General features: G+C 37.8%; 17 protein-coding genes. 9 read left to right on the top strand and 8 right to left on the bottom strand.

What is annotated here, in order from left to right:
* Nucleotide 1 precedes the first annotated feature (1 nt).
* The 5 genes from hinT to rsgA all read right to left on the bottom strand — a co-directional run bounded on the left by hinT (nucleotide 2) and on the right by rsgA (nucleotide 3762).
* Complete coding sequence (hinT, locus tag F8M47_RS11280) at nucleotides 2–364, bottom strand: purine nucleoside phosphoramidase (protein ID WP_150540177.1); 363 nt, start codon at nucleotides 362–364, stop codon at nucleotides 2–4.
* 70 nt (nucleotides 365–434) lie between these two features.
* Nucleotides 435–1274 (bottom strand): metal ABC transporter permease, encoded by an 840-nt coding sequence (locus F8M47_RS11275; RefSeq protein ID WP_150540176.1) that lies wholly within the window; start codon nucleotides 1272–1274, stop codon nucleotides 435–437.
* Nucleotides 1267–2121: a metal ABC transporter permease gene (locus F8M47_RS11270; RefSeq protein ID WP_150540175.1), complete on the bottom strand. Its 855-nt coding sequence runs from the start codon at nucleotides 2119–2121 to the stop codon at nucleotides 1267–1269. Before F8M47_RS11270 ends, F8M47_RS11275 begins: the two co-directional genes overlap by 8 nt.
* Complete coding sequence (gene rnhB, locus F8M47_RS11265) at nucleotides 2122–2715, bottom strand: ribonuclease HII (RefSeq protein WP_150540174.1); 594 nt, start codon at nucleotides 2713–2715, stop codon at nucleotides 2122–2124.
* Between the two features lie 12 nt (nucleotides 2716–2727).
* Nucleotides 2728–3762, bottom strand: coding sequence for a small ribosomal subunit biogenesis GTPase RsgA (rsgA, locus tag F8M47_RS11260; protein WP_150540173.1), 1035 nt, complete (start codon nucleotides 3760–3762; stop codon nucleotides 2728–2730).
* A gap of 524 nt (nucleotides 3763–4286) precedes the next feature.
* Here rsgA and F8M47_RS11255 point away from each other — a divergent pair.
* From F8M47_RS11255 to F8M47_RS11220, 8 genes are all read left to right on the top strand, one after another.
* The gene (locus F8M47_RS11255) at nucleotides 4287–5177 is read left to right on the top strand and encodes a transcriptional regulator GcvA (RefSeq protein ID WP_150540172.1); all 891 of its coding nucleotides are present in this window, start codon (nucleotides 4287–4289) and stop codon (nucleotides 5175–5177) included.
* Complete coding sequence (gene yjjG, locus F8M47_RS11250; RefSeq protein ID WP_150540171.1) at nucleotides 5178–5855, top strand: pyrimidine 5'-nucleotidase; 678 nt, start codon at nucleotides 5178–5180, stop codon at nucleotides 5853–5855.
* Nucleotides 5856–5857: 2 nt separating this feature from the next.
* On the top strand, nucleotides 5858–6841 hold the full coding sequence (gene cysB, locus F8M47_RS11245) for an HTH-type transcriptional regulator CysB (RefSeq protein WP_150540170.1): 984 nt from the start codon (nucleotides 5858–5860) through the stop codon (nucleotides 6839–6841).
* Nucleotides 6842–7486: a hypothetical protein gene (locus F8M47_RS11240; RefSeq protein ID WP_150540169.1), complete on the top strand. Its 645-nt coding sequence runs from the start codon at nucleotides 6842–6844 to the stop codon at nucleotides 7484–7486. It begins immediately after the preceding gene.
* A 206-nt stretch (nucleotides 7487–7692) separates the two neighbouring features.
* Nucleotides 7693–9330, top strand: coding sequence for a glutamine hydrolyzing CTP synthase (pyrG, locus tag F8M47_RS11235; protein ID WP_150540168.1), 1638 nt, complete (start codon nucleotides 7693–7695; stop codon nucleotides 9328–9330).
* A 75-nt stretch (nucleotides 9331–9405) separates the two neighbouring features.
* On the top strand, nucleotides 9406–9912 hold the full coding sequence (locus F8M47_RS11230; RefSeq protein ID WP_150540167.1) for a DUF2301 domain-containing membrane protein: 507 nt from the start codon (nucleotides 9406–9408) through the stop codon (nucleotides 9910–9912).
* 22 nt (nucleotides 9913–9934) lie between these two features.
* Complete coding sequence (locus F8M47_RS11225; protein ID WP_150540166.1) at nucleotides 9935–10753, top strand: glycosyltransferase family 2 protein; 819 nt, start codon at nucleotides 9935–9937, stop codon at nucleotides 10751–10753.
* Nucleotides 10754–10921: 168 nt separating this feature from the next.
* Nucleotides 10922–11302 carry a hypothetical protein gene (locus F8M47_RS11220; protein ID WP_150540165.1) on the top strand — a complete coding sequence of 127 codons (381 nt, stop codon included), beginning with the start codon at nucleotides 10922–10924 and terminating at the stop codon, nucleotides 11300–11302.
* Nucleotides 11303–11382: 80 nt separating this feature from the next.
* Here the strand turns inward: F8M47_RS11220 and F8M47_RS11215 are convergent, their stop codons facing one another.
* The 3 genes from F8M47_RS11215 to leuC form a co-directional block, all read right to left on the bottom strand.
* Nucleotides 11383–11649 (bottom strand): LysR family transcriptional regulator, encoded by a 267-nt coding sequence (locus tag F8M47_RS11215; RefSeq protein WP_150540164.1) that lies wholly within the window; start codon nucleotides 11647–11649, stop codon nucleotides 11383–11385.
* Nucleotides 11650–11715: 66 nt separating this feature from the next.
* On the bottom strand, nucleotides 11716–12318 hold the full coding sequence (gene leuD / locus F8M47_RS11210) for a 3-isopropylmalate dehydratase small subunit (protein ID WP_150540163.1): 603 nt from the start codon (nucleotides 12316–12318) through the stop codon (nucleotides 11716–11718).
* A gap of 13 nt (nucleotides 12319–12331) precedes the next feature.
* On the bottom strand, nucleotides 12332–13741 hold the full coding sequence (leuC, locus tag F8M47_RS11205; protein ID WP_150540162.1) for a 3-isopropylmalate dehydratase large subunit: 1410 nt from the start codon (nucleotides 13739–13741) through the stop codon (nucleotides 12332–12334).
* Nucleotides 13742–14186: 445 nt separating this feature from the next.
* On the opposite strand from leuC, the gene F8M47_RS11200 reads away from it, so the two are divergent.
* Nucleotides 14187–15824: an ABC transporter substrate-binding protein gene (locus tag F8M47_RS11200; protein WP_150540161.1), complete on the top strand. Its 1638-nt coding sequence runs from the start codon at nucleotides 14187–14189 to the stop codon at nucleotides 15822–15824.
* Nucleotides 15825–15939 lie beyond the last annotated feature (115 nt).

The following is a 15939-nucleotide window of genomic DNA, read 5'->3' as shown; positions in this document are numbered from 1 at the left end:
ATTATTTATTACTGAGCATTTTGCCTAATGGTTCGCCACCGACTAAGTGCATATGAATGTGGAAGACTTCCTGACCGCCATGCACATTACAGTTCATAATTAAGCGATAGCCGTCTTCGGCAATACCTTCTTCTTTAGCAATTTTTGCCGCTACAGTGAATAAGCGACCTAATGCTAATTCATCTTCTGCTTGTACATGATTTACAGTCGGAATTAATTTATTCGGCACAATTAAAATATGAGTAGGCGCTTGTGGAGAAATATCTCGAAATGCGGTAACTAATTCATCTTGATAAACGATTGCTGCAGGAATTTCTTTGCGAATAATCTTGCTGAAAATGGTTTCTTCGTAATGTTTTTCCATGATTAGATTCCTCTTAATATAGGTTTTAAGCAATAATTCTCTATTGTTTTTGGCAATTTTGCAAATTTACTCAAAAATTTGACCGCTTGTGGCGTTTTAGGTGGCTAAAACATAGTGCCAAAATAAAAATGGTCGATTGAATTAAAATAATCGTAGGGCCTGTTGCAGCATCAATATGATAGCTCGCAATAGTACCGAATACAGAAGAGCTAATTGCAATCGTCATCGCAATCAGCAACATATAATCAAAGCGATTAGACAATTGATAAGCGGTGATCCCAGGTGCGATTAACATCGCAACTACTAAAATTACCCCAACCACTTGCATGGCGCTGATAATGGTAAGAGCCAATAGCGAAAGCAGACCATAATGTAGCCATTTTACAGGCAAACCAATAACTTTGGCATGGCTACCATCAAAGCAGTAAAGTAAAAAATCTTTACGCTTGAAAATCATGATGCTAAAAGTGATTACACAAATGAGTATAGTTTGCGTCAGTTCAGCTTGCGTAACACCGAGTAAATTACCAAATAGCAAATGAGTAAGATGTTGATCGGTAGGTAATGCGGTAAATAGCACAATACCGAGCGCAAATAAGCCTGCAAACATAATACCCATAATGGTATCTTCTTTTAAGCGAGAGTTTTCTTTAAGATAGCCAACCGAAACGGCACAAAATAGCCCTGAACCAAAGGCGCCAATAGCCAATGGTAAGCCTAATAAGTTTGAGATAACCACACCAGGCAACACGGCATGTGAGATCGCATCGCCCATTAATGACCAGCCTTTTAGGATTAAATAGCAAGATAAAATAGCACAAACGGAAGCAACCATTACTGCCGTAAAAAGCGCAGTTTGCATAAATTCAAACTCAAATGGTTCAATAAACCATAGCGCTAACTCATTCATTGATAGCCTCCAAGCGCTTACATTTTTGATTGATTAAGCCGTATTTCGGTGCAAAACAGAAAGCAAGTAAAAAGATAAATGTTTGTAAACAAACAATAACACCACCCGTTGCACCATTTAAAAAGTAGCTAAGATAAGCACCAATTCCGCTACTTAGGCTACCGATTAGGATAGCAATAATCACCAAACGAGGAAATTTATCCGTTAATAAGTAAGCGGTTGCCCCAGGTGTTACCACCATAGCAATCACTAAAATTGCACCTACGGTTTGTAAAGCGACCACGACACAGGCACTTAATAGCGTAAAAAATAAAATTTTGTAACGTAGGGGGGAAAGCCCAACGGATAAAGCGTGATGTTCATCAAAAAAAGTGAGCAATAACCCCTTCCAAAAGCAGATTAGTCCTACTAATGACAAGCCGATGATAATTGTCACCTGCCATAAGTCTTCATCAGCAATACCAAGAATATTACCCATGACAATTGCATTTACATCAACTGAAGTAGGGTTGAGCGAAACGATAAACATCCCTAGCGCAAAGAAGGTGGTAAAAATAAAGCCAATCACAGCATCTTCTTTTATTCGGGTAATGCTTTTTACCCATAAAATTGAAAATGCGGCAAGGATGCCAGAGAAAAATGCGCCGAATGCATAAGGGAGCTTTAATGCATAGGCAATTGCCACACCTGGCACAACCGCATGCGAAAGCGCATCACCAATTAAAGACCAGCCTTTTAGCATTAAAAAGGCGGAAAGAAAGGCACAAACCACGCCAACAGCCATACTGACAAAAATTGCTTTTTGCATATAGTTATATTGAAATGGTTCGAGTAATAGTTCTAACATTTATAAACCTAAGATTTTTTTCACTGGGGCGAAACTCTTTCGGTGAAAAGGTGTTGCCCCAAATTGTGCAAGTTTTTCAAAATGTAGTTTAGTTGGATAGCCTTTGTGTTTTGCAAAACCATAATCAGGATATTGCTTATCTAATTCATCCATCTCACGATCGCGTGCGACTTTTGCTAAAATAGAGGCAGCACTGATTTCAGCAACTAAACTATCTCCTTTTATGACCGCTTGTGCTGGCATTGGCAAACTTGGAATACGATTACCATCCACCAATACAAAATCAGGTTGAATACTTAGCCCCGCAACAGCACGCTGCATCGCAAGCATGGTTGCGTGTAAGATATTAAGCTGATCGATTTCTTCTGGTTCGGCACGCCCTAACGACCAACAAAGTGCTTTTGCTTTAATTTCCTCCGCTAAAAGCAAGCGTTTTTTTTCCGATAATTTTTTAGAATCGGCTAATCCTTCAATTGGATTATTTGGATCGAGAATGACTGCGGCGGTTACCACCGCGCCAACTAATGGGCCTCTGCCTACTTCATCCACACCTGCGATCAAGTGGGCATTAGGATAAATGAAATTTGTACTCATTGCTATTGATTCTTATTCTTCTGTTCTAAAATGACGCTGACTTTTCGTTTCATCACGGCTTTCAATTAAGCGGTGATAATTTTCAAAGCGAATTGCATTTATTTCACCTTTTTCGACCGCTTCACGCACGGCACAACCTGGGTCAGTTTTATGTTTACAATCTCGGAACTTACAAGTGCCTAATACAGATTGAAATTCTCGATAACCAAGCGTAATTTGTTCAGGTTCTAAATGCCATAAACCAAATTCTCGAATACCTGGTGAATCAATTAAATTGCCACCTTGTGGCAAATGATATAAGCGAGAAGAGGTAGTCGTGTGCTGACCTAGTCCTGAAATATCGCTCACTGCGCCTGTTAAGGCATTTACCTCTGGTAATAATTGATTAATTAAACTTGATTTACCAACCCCAGATTGTCCTACAAAAATAGACGTACCTCGTGATAAATAGCGGTCTAATTTATCCATATTTTCGCCAGTATCAGCAGACAAACAGAGCGTTTCATAGCCAATCTTTTCGTAAATTTCTAATTGTTTTTGCACCGCTTGTCGTTCTGATTCTGAAAGTAAATCAATTTTATTTAATACGATCAGGGCTGGGATCTTAGCCGTTTCGCAAATCACTAAATAGCGATCGATAATATTTAGTGAAAGAGTAGGTAATACGGCAGAAACGATAATAATTTGATCGATATTGGCTGCCATTACTTTAATACCATCATAATAATCAGGGCGGCTTAGCTCATTTTTACGAGGGTAAATTGCTTCAATGACACCGCTAATGCCTTGTAATTGTTCACTACCTTGACGCCAAGAAACCTGATCGCCAACCACCACATTTTTTAAGGTACGGCGGAGGTTACAACGATAAGCTTCGCCTTGTTCAGTTTCGACATCAGCGTGTTTTGCATGGCGGGTAACCACAATGCCTTGTTGAACTTCACCAAGCATTTCATCTTGCCATTCTAATTCAGGCTTTGCGATCTTCTTATGATGATTTGATTTGATTCGACGTTGTTGATTTTGGGTAAGTCTGCGTTTACTCAAGGTATTTCTCTTTAGTTAATAAAAATTGCTGAAAAGGATACTACAAAATGGGGTATTTATATAGCAAATGGCTGAGAGGAAATCTGATTTTAGGTGGTATTGATAATATTTTTTTATTTTTAGGGGATTAGATAAGAAATTTTAATGAAAATTTTCGTTATCTACTAGCGAGATTTATTCTTTCTGTTACAATGCGCGAACTTAAAACGAAAAAAAACCGCCCAAATTGGGCGGTTAATAAACCAAAAGGGTTCAAAATATACAGGAAGTGAAACGAGTAACTTAAGTTACTCTAGTCTAGTTTCCTAGACCAATATGCAAACACAACATCATACTTAAAAATCTGAAATAGTTAAATGAGTAAAAATGAATGTTATTACTGTTTAACTATCACTATCCGTCTAAGTACGGCGCGCATTATAGTGATGTTAGACCAGTATGGCAAGCTAAAAATTTTAATTTTAACTATCAAAAAAAGTAATGCGATAGAAATGAGCTATCTACGGAACAACAATTATATACTTATGAATAAGAAACTTCCTCCCTTAAATGCTTTAAAAGCGTTTGAATCAGCTGCTCGTCATCTTAATTTTACTAAAGCAGCGGACGATTTATTTGTAACGCAAGCAGCGGTTAGCCATCAAATCAAATTATTAGAAGATTTTTTAGGCGTATCGTTATTCCATCGTCGCAACCGATTGTTAGAACTCACGGAAATCGGGGCGCAATATTTTGAAGAGATTCAACCACTTCTTGAGCAAATTGCAGCAGCAACTGAAAAAGTTAAACTCAAAAATAGTCGTCAAATTCTTTCAATTAGCACGACACCGTCTTTTGGTATGCACTGGTTAGTGCCTCGTTTAAACGAATTCCATAAAAAATATCCTGATATTGAAGTTCGTTTAACCACTGCTTCACAAGATGAAGGGCTATTGGGCAAAGATATTGATGTGGCAATTTATTATGGTTCGGGTAATTGGCAAAATCTTGAGGCTATTGAATTAGTACAAGCTCGTATAATGATCTTAGCTTCGCCAGAATATTTGCGTGAAAATCCAATAAGTAAACCAGAAGATCTTGAAGGTAAGAATTTGATTCATGTTTGCTCTCACACCAAATGGAAACAAATGGCAGAGCATTTAAACTTAAATCATATTGATGCAGAATCTGGGCCGATGTTCTCTACCACTTCAATGGGGATTCAAGCGGCAAAACACCGTCAGGGCGTAGTAGTAGCAAATAGAATGCTCGCGCAAGATGAAATTGAAGATGGTACGGTGATCGAACCTTTTGTTACTGATGTGTATGATGAAAAGGCTTTCTATGTAGTTTATCCACCACAAATGAAAGAAGTGGCTAAAGTGCAGCATTTTGTTGAATGGATTACACATGAAATAGAAGGAAGCTATAAATAAATGAAATACCATTGGATTTTATTTGATGCGGATGAAACGCTTTTTTCGTTTAATTCTTATGACGGGTTAAAAACGATGTTAGCGCGTTATCAGATTGATTTTAGCCTTGCGGATTATGAGCAATTTCAAGCCATTAATAAACCGCTTTGGGTGGCTTATCAGAATAATGAAATTACCGCACAAGATATTCAAACACGTCGTTTTGCGAAACTTTCTGCGCAGACTGGAGTTGAACCACTGCAATTAAATCAAGAATTAATGGCAGAAATGGCATTAATAAGTAAACCGCTTGACGGCGTTATGTCAATGTTGGAGCAACTATATGGTAAAGTCAAAATGGGGATTATCACCAATGGCTTTACAGAATTGCAACAACAGCGTTTAATTAACACTCATACTCAACATTTTTTTGAATTTGTAGCTGTTTCAGAACAGATTGGCGCAGCAAAGCCTGATCGCCAAGTTTTTGAATATGCTTTTGCTTTAATGGACGAGCCTGACAAAACCAAAATTTTAATGGTTGGAGACACGCTCGCTTCTGATATTCTCGGTGGCAACAATGCTGGCATTGATACATGCTGGTTTAATCATGTCGGTGCGAAAAATGAAACGACCATTCGCTCAAGGTATGAAATTTCGGATATTGCCGAATTAATTGAAATCGTAAAAGGAAAATAACAATGAAATTACAGCAGTTACGTTATATCGTTGAAATTGTTAATCAAAATTTGAATATTACTGAAGCCGCAGAAACGCTTTATACTTCTCAACCTGGAATCAGTAAACAAGTGCGCTTATTAGAAAGTGAACTTGGTATTAATATTTTCGAGCGTAATGGTAAACATATTAAAGGATTGACGCCTGCTGGTGAAAAAATTGTGGCAATCGCACGCGAATTGTTGGTTAAAGCGCAAAGTATTAAATCGGTCGCAGAAGAGCAAACTCGCCCAAACCGTGGTGTGTTAAGAATCGCAACGCCAAATACTCAAGCGCGTTATGTGTTGCCACCTATTATTGAGAAATTTAAATCTAAATATCCAGAAGTGAGTTTGCAATTGCATCAAGGCTCTCCAAGCCAAATTTATGATGCCTTGATGGCGGGGGAAGTAGATCTTGCGATTACCACTGAAGCACAATATTTATTTGAAGATGCGATTTTATTGCCGTGCTATTTATGGAATCGTTCAGTAATTGTGAAGCCAGATCATCCGCTTGCAAAATTTGCGAACCAAAGCCAGAATTTAACAGTCGAAGAGCTAGGTAAATATGACTTGATCACTTATACTTTCGGGTTTACGGGTCAGTCTGATCTAGACCATGCATTTAATAAAGTCGGAATTTTACCGCATATTGTGTTTACAGCGACAGATGCGGATGTTATCAAAACCTACGCTCGATTAGGCTTAGGCGTTGGTATTATGGCTTCAATGGCATATACCGCAGCGGACAGCGATTTGGTGGCAATTGATGCAAGCCATTTATTCCAATCAAGTATGACGCAAATCGCCTTTAAACGTGGTACTTTCCTACGTAATTATATGTATGATTTTATTAATTATTTCTCACCACATTTAACTAAAATGCAGGTAGAAAAAGCAGAACAATTACGAGAGAGTAATGCCATTCTTCGTTTGTTCGAAAGTACAAAATTAGAGGAAAAATAAATGAGTGTGTTTAAAAAAATTGCGTTGTCATTTTTTGCAATTTCTTCACTAATTTCAACCGCTTGGGCTGAAGATTTCAATATTAAATATAGCTCAAACTATTTAATGCCTGCTTATGTACATTTTAAAAATGGTGCTGGGCAATATTCGATTCAATCGAAAATTAATGTGCCATTATATAACATTGTATTTACCGCAAAAGGAATAGAGCGTAACGGGCAATTTAATATGTTAAGTTATCGTGATACCCGTAATGGCAAAACGTATGCGGTGGCGGAGATTGACTCAAGCAGCGTTAAATACGGCAAAGCAAAAGAACCATTAAAGCAAGAGGCATTAACTATGCCAACCTTTGACTTATTTACTACTGCATTTCAGTTAAGTTATTACGATCAATTACCAACTAGTTTCCAAACAACCAATGGTAAAAAACTGTATCCAACTCCGAATGTGAAGCTAAATAAAGTGCAAAAAACAGTGAATGTGAAAGGGCAAACCTATCAAGAAATCACTTATAGCTTTAAAACTAGCGATCAAAAAACGATTACTGTGAAAAAATATGTGGGCGAAAAATTTCCTCGTTATATTTCATATAATCGTGATGGCGATAATTATGAGCTAACCTTTGATAGCTTTGTAAAATAGCCAAAACAACCAAACAAGCGGTCTTTTTTAACCACTTTTTTCCACTGTCAGTTTGTAAAAAGTTTGTTAAATTTAACCGCTTGTTGATTTTTCTGATAGCACAAAAATACGTTTTACTGTATACTACGCTCCCGTCCTGATAGTTTGATTTTACTATCCATTCCAAATTTTCTTATCTATTTAACTCATAATCAAAGGCAGACAAAATGGCAACGAATTATATTTTCGTGACGGGCGGTGTTGTTTCATCTTTAGGCAAAGGTATTGCAGCTGCGTCTCTCGCATCAATTCTCGAAGCTCGTGGTTTAAATGTAACCATTATGAAGCTTGACCCTTATATTAACGTAGATCCAGGTACAATGAGTCCAACACAACACGGCGAAGTGTTTGTGACACAAGACGGTGCAGAAACCGATTTAGACTTAGGTCACTACGAGCGTTTTATTCGTTCTAAAATGAGTAAAGCGAATAACTTTACAAGCGGTAAAATTTATTCTGAAGTTTTACGTAAAGAACGACGTGGCGATTATTTAGGGGCAACCATTCAAGTTATTCCACATATCACCAATGAAATTAAAGAACGTGTGATTGAAGGCGGTAAAGGTCGCGATGTAGTTATCGTTGAAGTGGGCGGTACTGTTGGTGATATTGAGTCATTGCCATTTTTAGAAGCATTACGCCAATTAGCAGTGGATGTTGGTCGTGAAAAAACGTTATTTATGCACTTAACCTTAGTGCCATATATTCCGACGGCAGGTGAAGTGAAAACTAAACCAACACAACACTCGGTGAAAGAACTACTTTCAATTGGTATTCAGCCAGATGTGTTAATTTGCCGTTCAGATCGTGCCATTCCAAGCAATGAGCGCAAAAAAATTGCGTTGTTCTGTAACGTGCCAGAGCGTGCAGTAATTTCATTAAAAGATGTCGATTCAATCTATCGTATTCCTGAATTATTGAAATCACAGGGCTTAGATAGCTTTGTATGCGATCGCTTCCGTTTAGATTGCCCAGAAGCAGATTTAAGCGAATGGGAACAAGTGCTTTATCGTCAAGCAAACCCAACGGGCGAAGTGACTATCGGTATGGTGGGTAAATATGTTGAGTTACCAGATGCATATAAATCAGTAAACGAAGCATTAAAACACGCAGGTTTAACCAATCGTTTAACGGTAAATATCAAATATATTGACTCACAAGATATTGAAACTAAAGGTGTAGAATTATTAGCAGGTTTAGATGCGATCTTAGTACCAGGTGGCTTCGGTTACCGAGGGGTAGAAGGTAAAATCCGCACCGCGCAATATGCACGTGAGAACAAAATTCCATATTTAGGTATTTGTTTAGGGATGCAGATTGCACTTATCGAATATGCACGTAATGTAGCGGGTTTAACTCAAGCAAACTCATCTGAGTTTGATAAAGATTGCCCACAACCAGTGGTTGGTTTAATTACGGAATGGCAAGATGAATCAGGTAATGTAGAAACTCGCTCAGATGATTCAGACTTAGGTGGCACAATGCGTTTAGGGGCGCAACAATGTCATTTAGTAGAAGGTACAAAAGCACGTGAAGTTTATGGTGCAGAGACGATCGTTGAACGTCACCGTCATCGTTACGAAGTGAATAACGTATTACTTCCGCAAATTGAAGCAGCAGGCTTAAAAGTAAGTGGTTTATCAGCAGACCGCAAATTAGTGGAAATTATTGAAGTGCCAGATCATCCATGGTTTATTGCTGCGCAGTTCCACCCAGAATTTACTTCAACGCCTCGTGATGGTCATCCGTTATTTGCAGGCTTTGTAGCAGCAGCAAAAGCGTATCAAGATCGTAATAAAGCCTAGTTTATGATTACAAGCGGTCGGATTTGTAAAAATTTTTGCAAATTCGGCTGTTTTTTTATGTTTAGGAGAAGGAAAATGGCAGATCCTCATGTAAAATCAGCGCTGGATTTTTGGGACTATTTAACAGTGGTGTTATATCGTAGTGGTTTTGTGGTTGCTACCTTAATGATCTTGTGGCTTCCCTACCAATTTGAAATTGCACAACAAGGTTTGCTTGTTGCTGGCGCATTATTAGCTTCATCTTTACACCTGTACTTAAAAACATTCCGTTTTGTATTTCAGTTTGCTGTTTGGATTGGCTTGTTATGTGCTATTTTTAATTTGCCGCTGATTGCTTTGGGGGCAATGTTATTCACGATAGGTGGTTTAAGCTATAAAGAATATTTCTGTTTTAGAGTATTCGGCTTAAATTTTCAGCCTATTTTGGTGGCAGTGCTTTGGTTGGCGATTGTATTAGAGCAAAATTTATTATTACAGTTATTAAGTATTTTTTGTGGTCTATTGTTACTTGTTTTAAGTATCCAAAAATGGCGAATGCCATTGCATTTCGATATTGGAGATAAAACCAAATATCAAATATAAATTTCCCCCTAAGGAGTGAATAATGTCTGTTGCAGTCCCTTCTGTAGCAATTATTACATCAACAATAGGTCGCGCGCATTTAGAGCGAGCTATTTTAAGTGTACAACAGCAAACTTATGCTAACTGCAAGCACTATGTTTTTGTAGATGGCAAACAATTTTTTGATAATGCGAAAGCCATTTTGGATAAATATCCGCAAGTGGTTGCCACCTTCTTACCTATGAATACGGGAGCAAATGGTTGGACTAACAGTAGCATTAATGCAATCGCGCCATTTTTAGTGAAAGAAGATCTTATCTGTTATCTGGATGACGATAACTGGTATGAACCTAATCACGTTGAAAATTGCGTAAAAACACTCACTGAACACCAATATGATTACGTTTACAGTATGCGTAATTTTATGAATTTAAAAACAGGTAAGTTTATTTGTCGAGATACATTTGAATCGGTAGGCAAATATTACAAAATGGTTGGTGATATTAATGTAACCTCTGATGCTTTAGGCATTTCTGGCACCATTTGTTTAGAACGTAAAAATCATATTGATACCAATTGCTATTGTTTAAAACGAGAATTGGCAATTAAAGCTAGTCAATATTGGTATTCAGGTGTCTGCAATGATAATAATGTGTCTAACTGGCTTTTATCATCAAATGAATATCAGGGCGATTGTACTCACACTTTCTGCGTAAATTATGCATTAGATGTGAAACGTTTTGCTGAAGGAATTTATGATTCAATCTCAGAGAGAGTAGCATCAACAGTTAGCGAATCTCAAAAAATCGAAATGTTAGAAGACTTTGTTCTGCATATTTCAGATTTTTACAAAAATAGATAACAGTAAAGCCAAGGTTATACCTTGGCTTTTTTATTGGTATAAAACACAGATCAAAACGGTATTTTCCATCTTAAAATTGGATTGATATATTTTATCTCAATAATTCAAATAAAAAGTATAGCTAGCGACTTATATTGCTTAAACTTTGATTAAAGAAGGAAAAACATAATGTTCAAAAAAAACTTATTGGCTGCCACAATGGTAGTAGCTTGTGCAAGCGCACAAGCACAAACTTATGACTTAGATTTTGCGAAGCAAACCGCTACCAAGCAAATGATAGAATTAAACGGCACAACCATAAAATACCGTGCTTACGAAAATATCCCATATGTGGCAAATCCCGAAGATGTTACGCAACAATCATTAAGCGTATATATACCTGAAGCCTATTTTAAAGACAAATCTATTGATGGCTGGATAAAAGAGACTGCACCAATCTTTATGCCAAATAGTGTGGGTGGTTATATGCCAGCTCATATTGAAAAACCTGAAATTAGCAAACGTAGCGGTGAGGCTAATTCTTTACTAGTGGCTCTTTCTAAAGGTTAACATTGATTTAAATGTAAAATCAATGGCGAGAAAAACTGCTGAAATAGATAAGAAAGTCCAATGCGAAGCAAAGTTTTCGGCTAATGTTGGGCTATGCTTGTTATTGCTTTTTCCAGTTCATCCACCTCTTTTAAAATTTTCACTGCCTGTTCATATAAGAAAAAGCCCGTTTGAGAGGGCGTGATTTTTTGTGCTGAACGAATTAAAAGAGGTGTGCCTACTTCATCTTCTAGCTCTTGTAAACGTTTACTCAGTGGTGGCTGAGACATATGTAAAAGCTCCGCTGCGCGGGTAACAGACCCCGTTTCAACGACGATACAGAAATATTTAAGGCGTTTAAGATCCATAACTATGTGATTTAAAGGCTGGAAAAAAGTGGTAATTAAAATGCACGCCGAAGCGTGCATAAAATGTTAGCGTAAAAATGCTGGAATTTTACTTTCGTAAGCGGCAATTGCAGCTTCGTGTTGTAGAGTTAAGCCGATGTTATCCAAACCGTTTAATAAACAGTGGCGACGGAATTCATCTAATTCAAAATGATAGACTTTATCGCCCACTGTTACTGTCATTGCTTCCAAATCTACATCAATTTGTTCACCTTCATTTGCCCAAACCCATTGGAAGATTTCTTCCACTTCTTCTTCGGTTAAACGAATCGGTAACATATGGTTATTTAAGCTGTTGTTATAGAAAATATCCGCAAAGCTTGGAGCAATCATTACTTTAAAACCATAATCAGCTAATGCCCAAGGTGCGTGTTCACGAGAAGAACCACAGCCTAAGTTTTTACGCGCTAATAAAATTGTAGCGCCTTGATATTGTGGGAAATTTAACACAAAATCTGGATTAGGTTGTGTTTCTTCTGCATCTAAATAACGCCACTCGTGGAATAAATGTTTACCAAAGCCAACACGAGTAATTGCTTGTAAGAATTGTTTTGGAATAATTGCATCTGTGTCCACATTCGCTGCATCAAGTGGAACAACTAATCCCGAATGTTGTTTAATTCCTGCCATTTTTATTTGCTCCTTAATTTAATGCTACATGACGAATATCTACAAATTTACCAAATACGGCTGCGGCTGCCGCCATAGCTGGGCTCACTAAGTGAGTACGACCATTACGACCTTGGCGTCCTTCAAAGTTACGATTAGAGGTTGAAGCACAACGTTCCCATTCACCTAAACGGTCATCGTTCATACCTAAACACATTGAACAACCAGGGTTACGCCATTCTGCGCCTGCTTCGATAAAGATTTTATCTAAACCTTCTTTTTCCGCTTGTTCTTTTACTAAGCCTGAACCTGGCACTACCAATATACGTTTGACGTTATCTGCTTTTTTACGTCCCTTCATCACGGCAGCGGCTGCACGTAAGTCTTCGATACGAGAGTTAGTGCAAGAACCGATAAATACTTGATCAACAGGCACATCTTTCATATCGGTATTTGCAGTTAAACCGATATAAGCAAGCGCTTTTTCTGCTGAGGCTTTGGTTACAGGATCTACCATATCCTCTGGATTTGGCACAACTTGATCGATACCAATTACCTGACCAGGGTTAGTCCCCCATGTAACTTGTGGCGCAATATCTTTTGCTTCTAAAATCACTTCTGCATCATATTTTGCATCGTCATCGGTTTTTAAGGTTTTCCAATATTCGATAGCATCTTCCCAATCTTTACCTTTGGGAGCGTGTGGACGATCTTTTAAGTAAGCGAACGTGGTTTCATCTGGTGCAATTAAACCTGCTTTAGCGCCAAATTCGATTGCCATGTTACACACGGTCATACGACCTTCCATAGAAAGATCACGAATTGCTTCGCCACAAAATTCCACAACATAACCTGTACCGCCAGCCATTGTGGTTTTACCGATAATCGCAAGCACAATATCTTTTGCAGTAATGCCTGGGTTTACTTTGCCACGTACTTCAACTTTCATACTTTTTGCGCGTGCTTGTTTTAAGGTTTGGGTTGCAAGAACGTGCTCTACTTCAGAGGTACCAATACCAAATGCTAATGCACCAAATGCACCGTGTGTTGCGGTATGTGAGTCGCCACAAACAATAGTCATTCCAGGTAATGTTAAACCTTCCTCTGGACCCATCACGTGTACAATACCTTGTTCTTTTTTGGTCATATCAAATAACTGAATGCCAGACGCTTCACAGTTTTTTGCAAGTTCTAACACCTGTATTTTGGCTTGACCTTCTAATTGGTTTACGTCTCGAACTTGGGTTGAGATACTGTGGTCCATTGTGCCGAAAGTTTTGCTCACTTGGCGAACTTTACGTCCTGCCACACGCAGACCATCAAATGCCTGTGGGCTAGTTACTTCATGAATTAAATGGCGGTTGATATAAATAATCGGGGTCTCGCCTTCGGCTTCATACACAACGTGTGAATCAAATAATTTTTCGTATAATGTTTTTGCCATGATATTGTCCAACTCTAAAAAAATATTGTGAATGCATATGAATAAATAAGTGGTTAAATTTGCGATTTTTTGTGCAAATGCAACCGCTTGCTTATTGTTACTAACGAATATAGCGGTTAAAAAAATGAAAGTAAAACGCTATTTTTGTTAGAAATGGCGTTTTTTATTCTGATGAATAAGTAAAAAAATGCTTGTTATTGAGAAAATGCAGAGTTTTATTCTGAGTTATTCGATATGTATAGACGCTTATCTATAGTTTATTCAGCTTTCCAGCGTGATTAGCTAGCTTATATTTCTGATGTAATTTGCAACAAAAGGTGATTCCTATCACAAAATAGAAAAAAAGCATAAACCGTAGAAGCATGGCACTTTACAAACAGCAGTTTTTGTTTTAAAACTTTAAGAACCTATATCTTATATATTTATTCAAATAAAGGGAATAATTATGCAAGCAAAACTGACTCGTTCACTTATAAATATCGCAATTGCATTTGGTTTATCTGGCGTAGCCTTTGCCGCTAAAGTACCAGCAGGAACAGATTTGGCAGAAAAACAAGAAATTATTATTAATAACGGATCGGAGCCAGCCAGTTTTGACCCGCAGAAAATAGAAGGCGTGCCTGAATCTCAAGTGGCCTTTCAATTATTTGAAGGGCTAATCAGCAAAGATGAAGAGGGTAAATTACAAGCGGGGGTTGCAGAAGCGTGGGAAAGCTCACCTGATTACAAAAGCTGGACATTTAAACTGCGCCAAAATGCTAAATGGTCGAATGGCGATCCTGTTACCGCTCATGATTTCGTTTATGCGTGGCAACGTTTAGCGAATCCATTAACTGCTTCGCCTTACGCAAGTTATCTTACTTATTTACAACTTGAAAATGCTCAAGAAATTATTGATGGCAAGAAAAAACCTGAAGCATTAGGGGTAAAAGCGCTAGATGATTACACTTTGGTATTAACCTTAAGCAATTCAGTACCCTATGCGAATGAGCTAACCACTCATTCATCGTTATTGCCAGTCAATAAAAAAGTGGTAGAGCAATTTGGTGATAGCTGGGCGAAAAAAGCGAATTTAGTTGGAAATGGTGCTTATAAATTAGTTGAACACGTCATCAACGAAAAAATTGTGTTCGAACGTAACAGCAATTATTGGAATGACAAAGAAACGGTCATTAATAAAGCGACTTATTTAGCAATTCCAAATGCAGCTACCGACGTTGCTCGTTATAAAGCGGGAGATTTGGATATAACAAATTATTCGTTACCGCCAGAGCAATTTGCTAAACTGAAAAAGGATTTACCGAATGAAGTATTTACCACCAGAACGCTTTCTACCTATTTATATGAAATCAATTTAGCTAGAAAACCATTTGATGATGTACGTGTACGTAAGGCGCTGAATTTATCAATTGACCGTAACATTATTACTGATAAAGTTTTGGGACAAGGGCAAACACCAACTTATGTATTTACCCCCACTTATATTCATGAAGGGCAAAAAATTCAGTCACCAGCATATAGTCAGCAAGCGATGGCAGAGCGTAATACTGAAGCGATTAAATTATTAGAAGAAGCAGGGTTTAGTAAAACGAATCCATTAAAATTCTCAATTCTATATAATACTAATGACAACCATAAGAAAATTGCGATTGCCGCAGCTTCATTATGGAAGGCGAACACCAAAGGTTTAGTACAAGTAGAGTTAGAAAATCAGGAATGGAAAACCTATTTAGATACTCGTCGTGAAGGTAAATATGACTTAGCTCGCGCAGGCTGGTCGGCGGATTATAACCAAGCAAGCACCTTTATTACTTACTTCACTTCAGATTCAAGTAATAATAAAACAGGCTATGCAAGTAAAGCTTATGATGAGGCAGTGCAACAGTCTTACCAAGCCACAGATGCAGAAGGCAGAGCGAATGCTTACGCTCAAGCAGAAAAAGTATTAGCGGATGACTATGCAATCGTTCCTATTTATAATTATGTGAATCCACGCTTAGTTAAATCTTATGTGAAAGGTTATAGCGGTAAAGATCCGCAAGACGATATTTTATTGCGTAACTTATATATTATTAAACATTAATTTCAATCCCCTGCTAAGCAGGGGATTGTTTTTTAAGCGGTCGATTTTTAATGATTTTTTGCAAAAAATCAGCAAAATTTGACCGCTTGTCTATGAATTTAGCGCTAATTAAAGA

Origin of the sequence: Actinobacillus vicugnae (assembly GCF_901687125.1) — a bacterium.
Lineage (GTDB): Bacteria > Pseudomonadota > Gammaproteobacteria > Enterobacterales > Pasteurellaceae > Actinobacillus > Actinobacillus vicugnae.
This window is presented reverse-complemented; position numbering and strand designations above follow the sequence as displayed.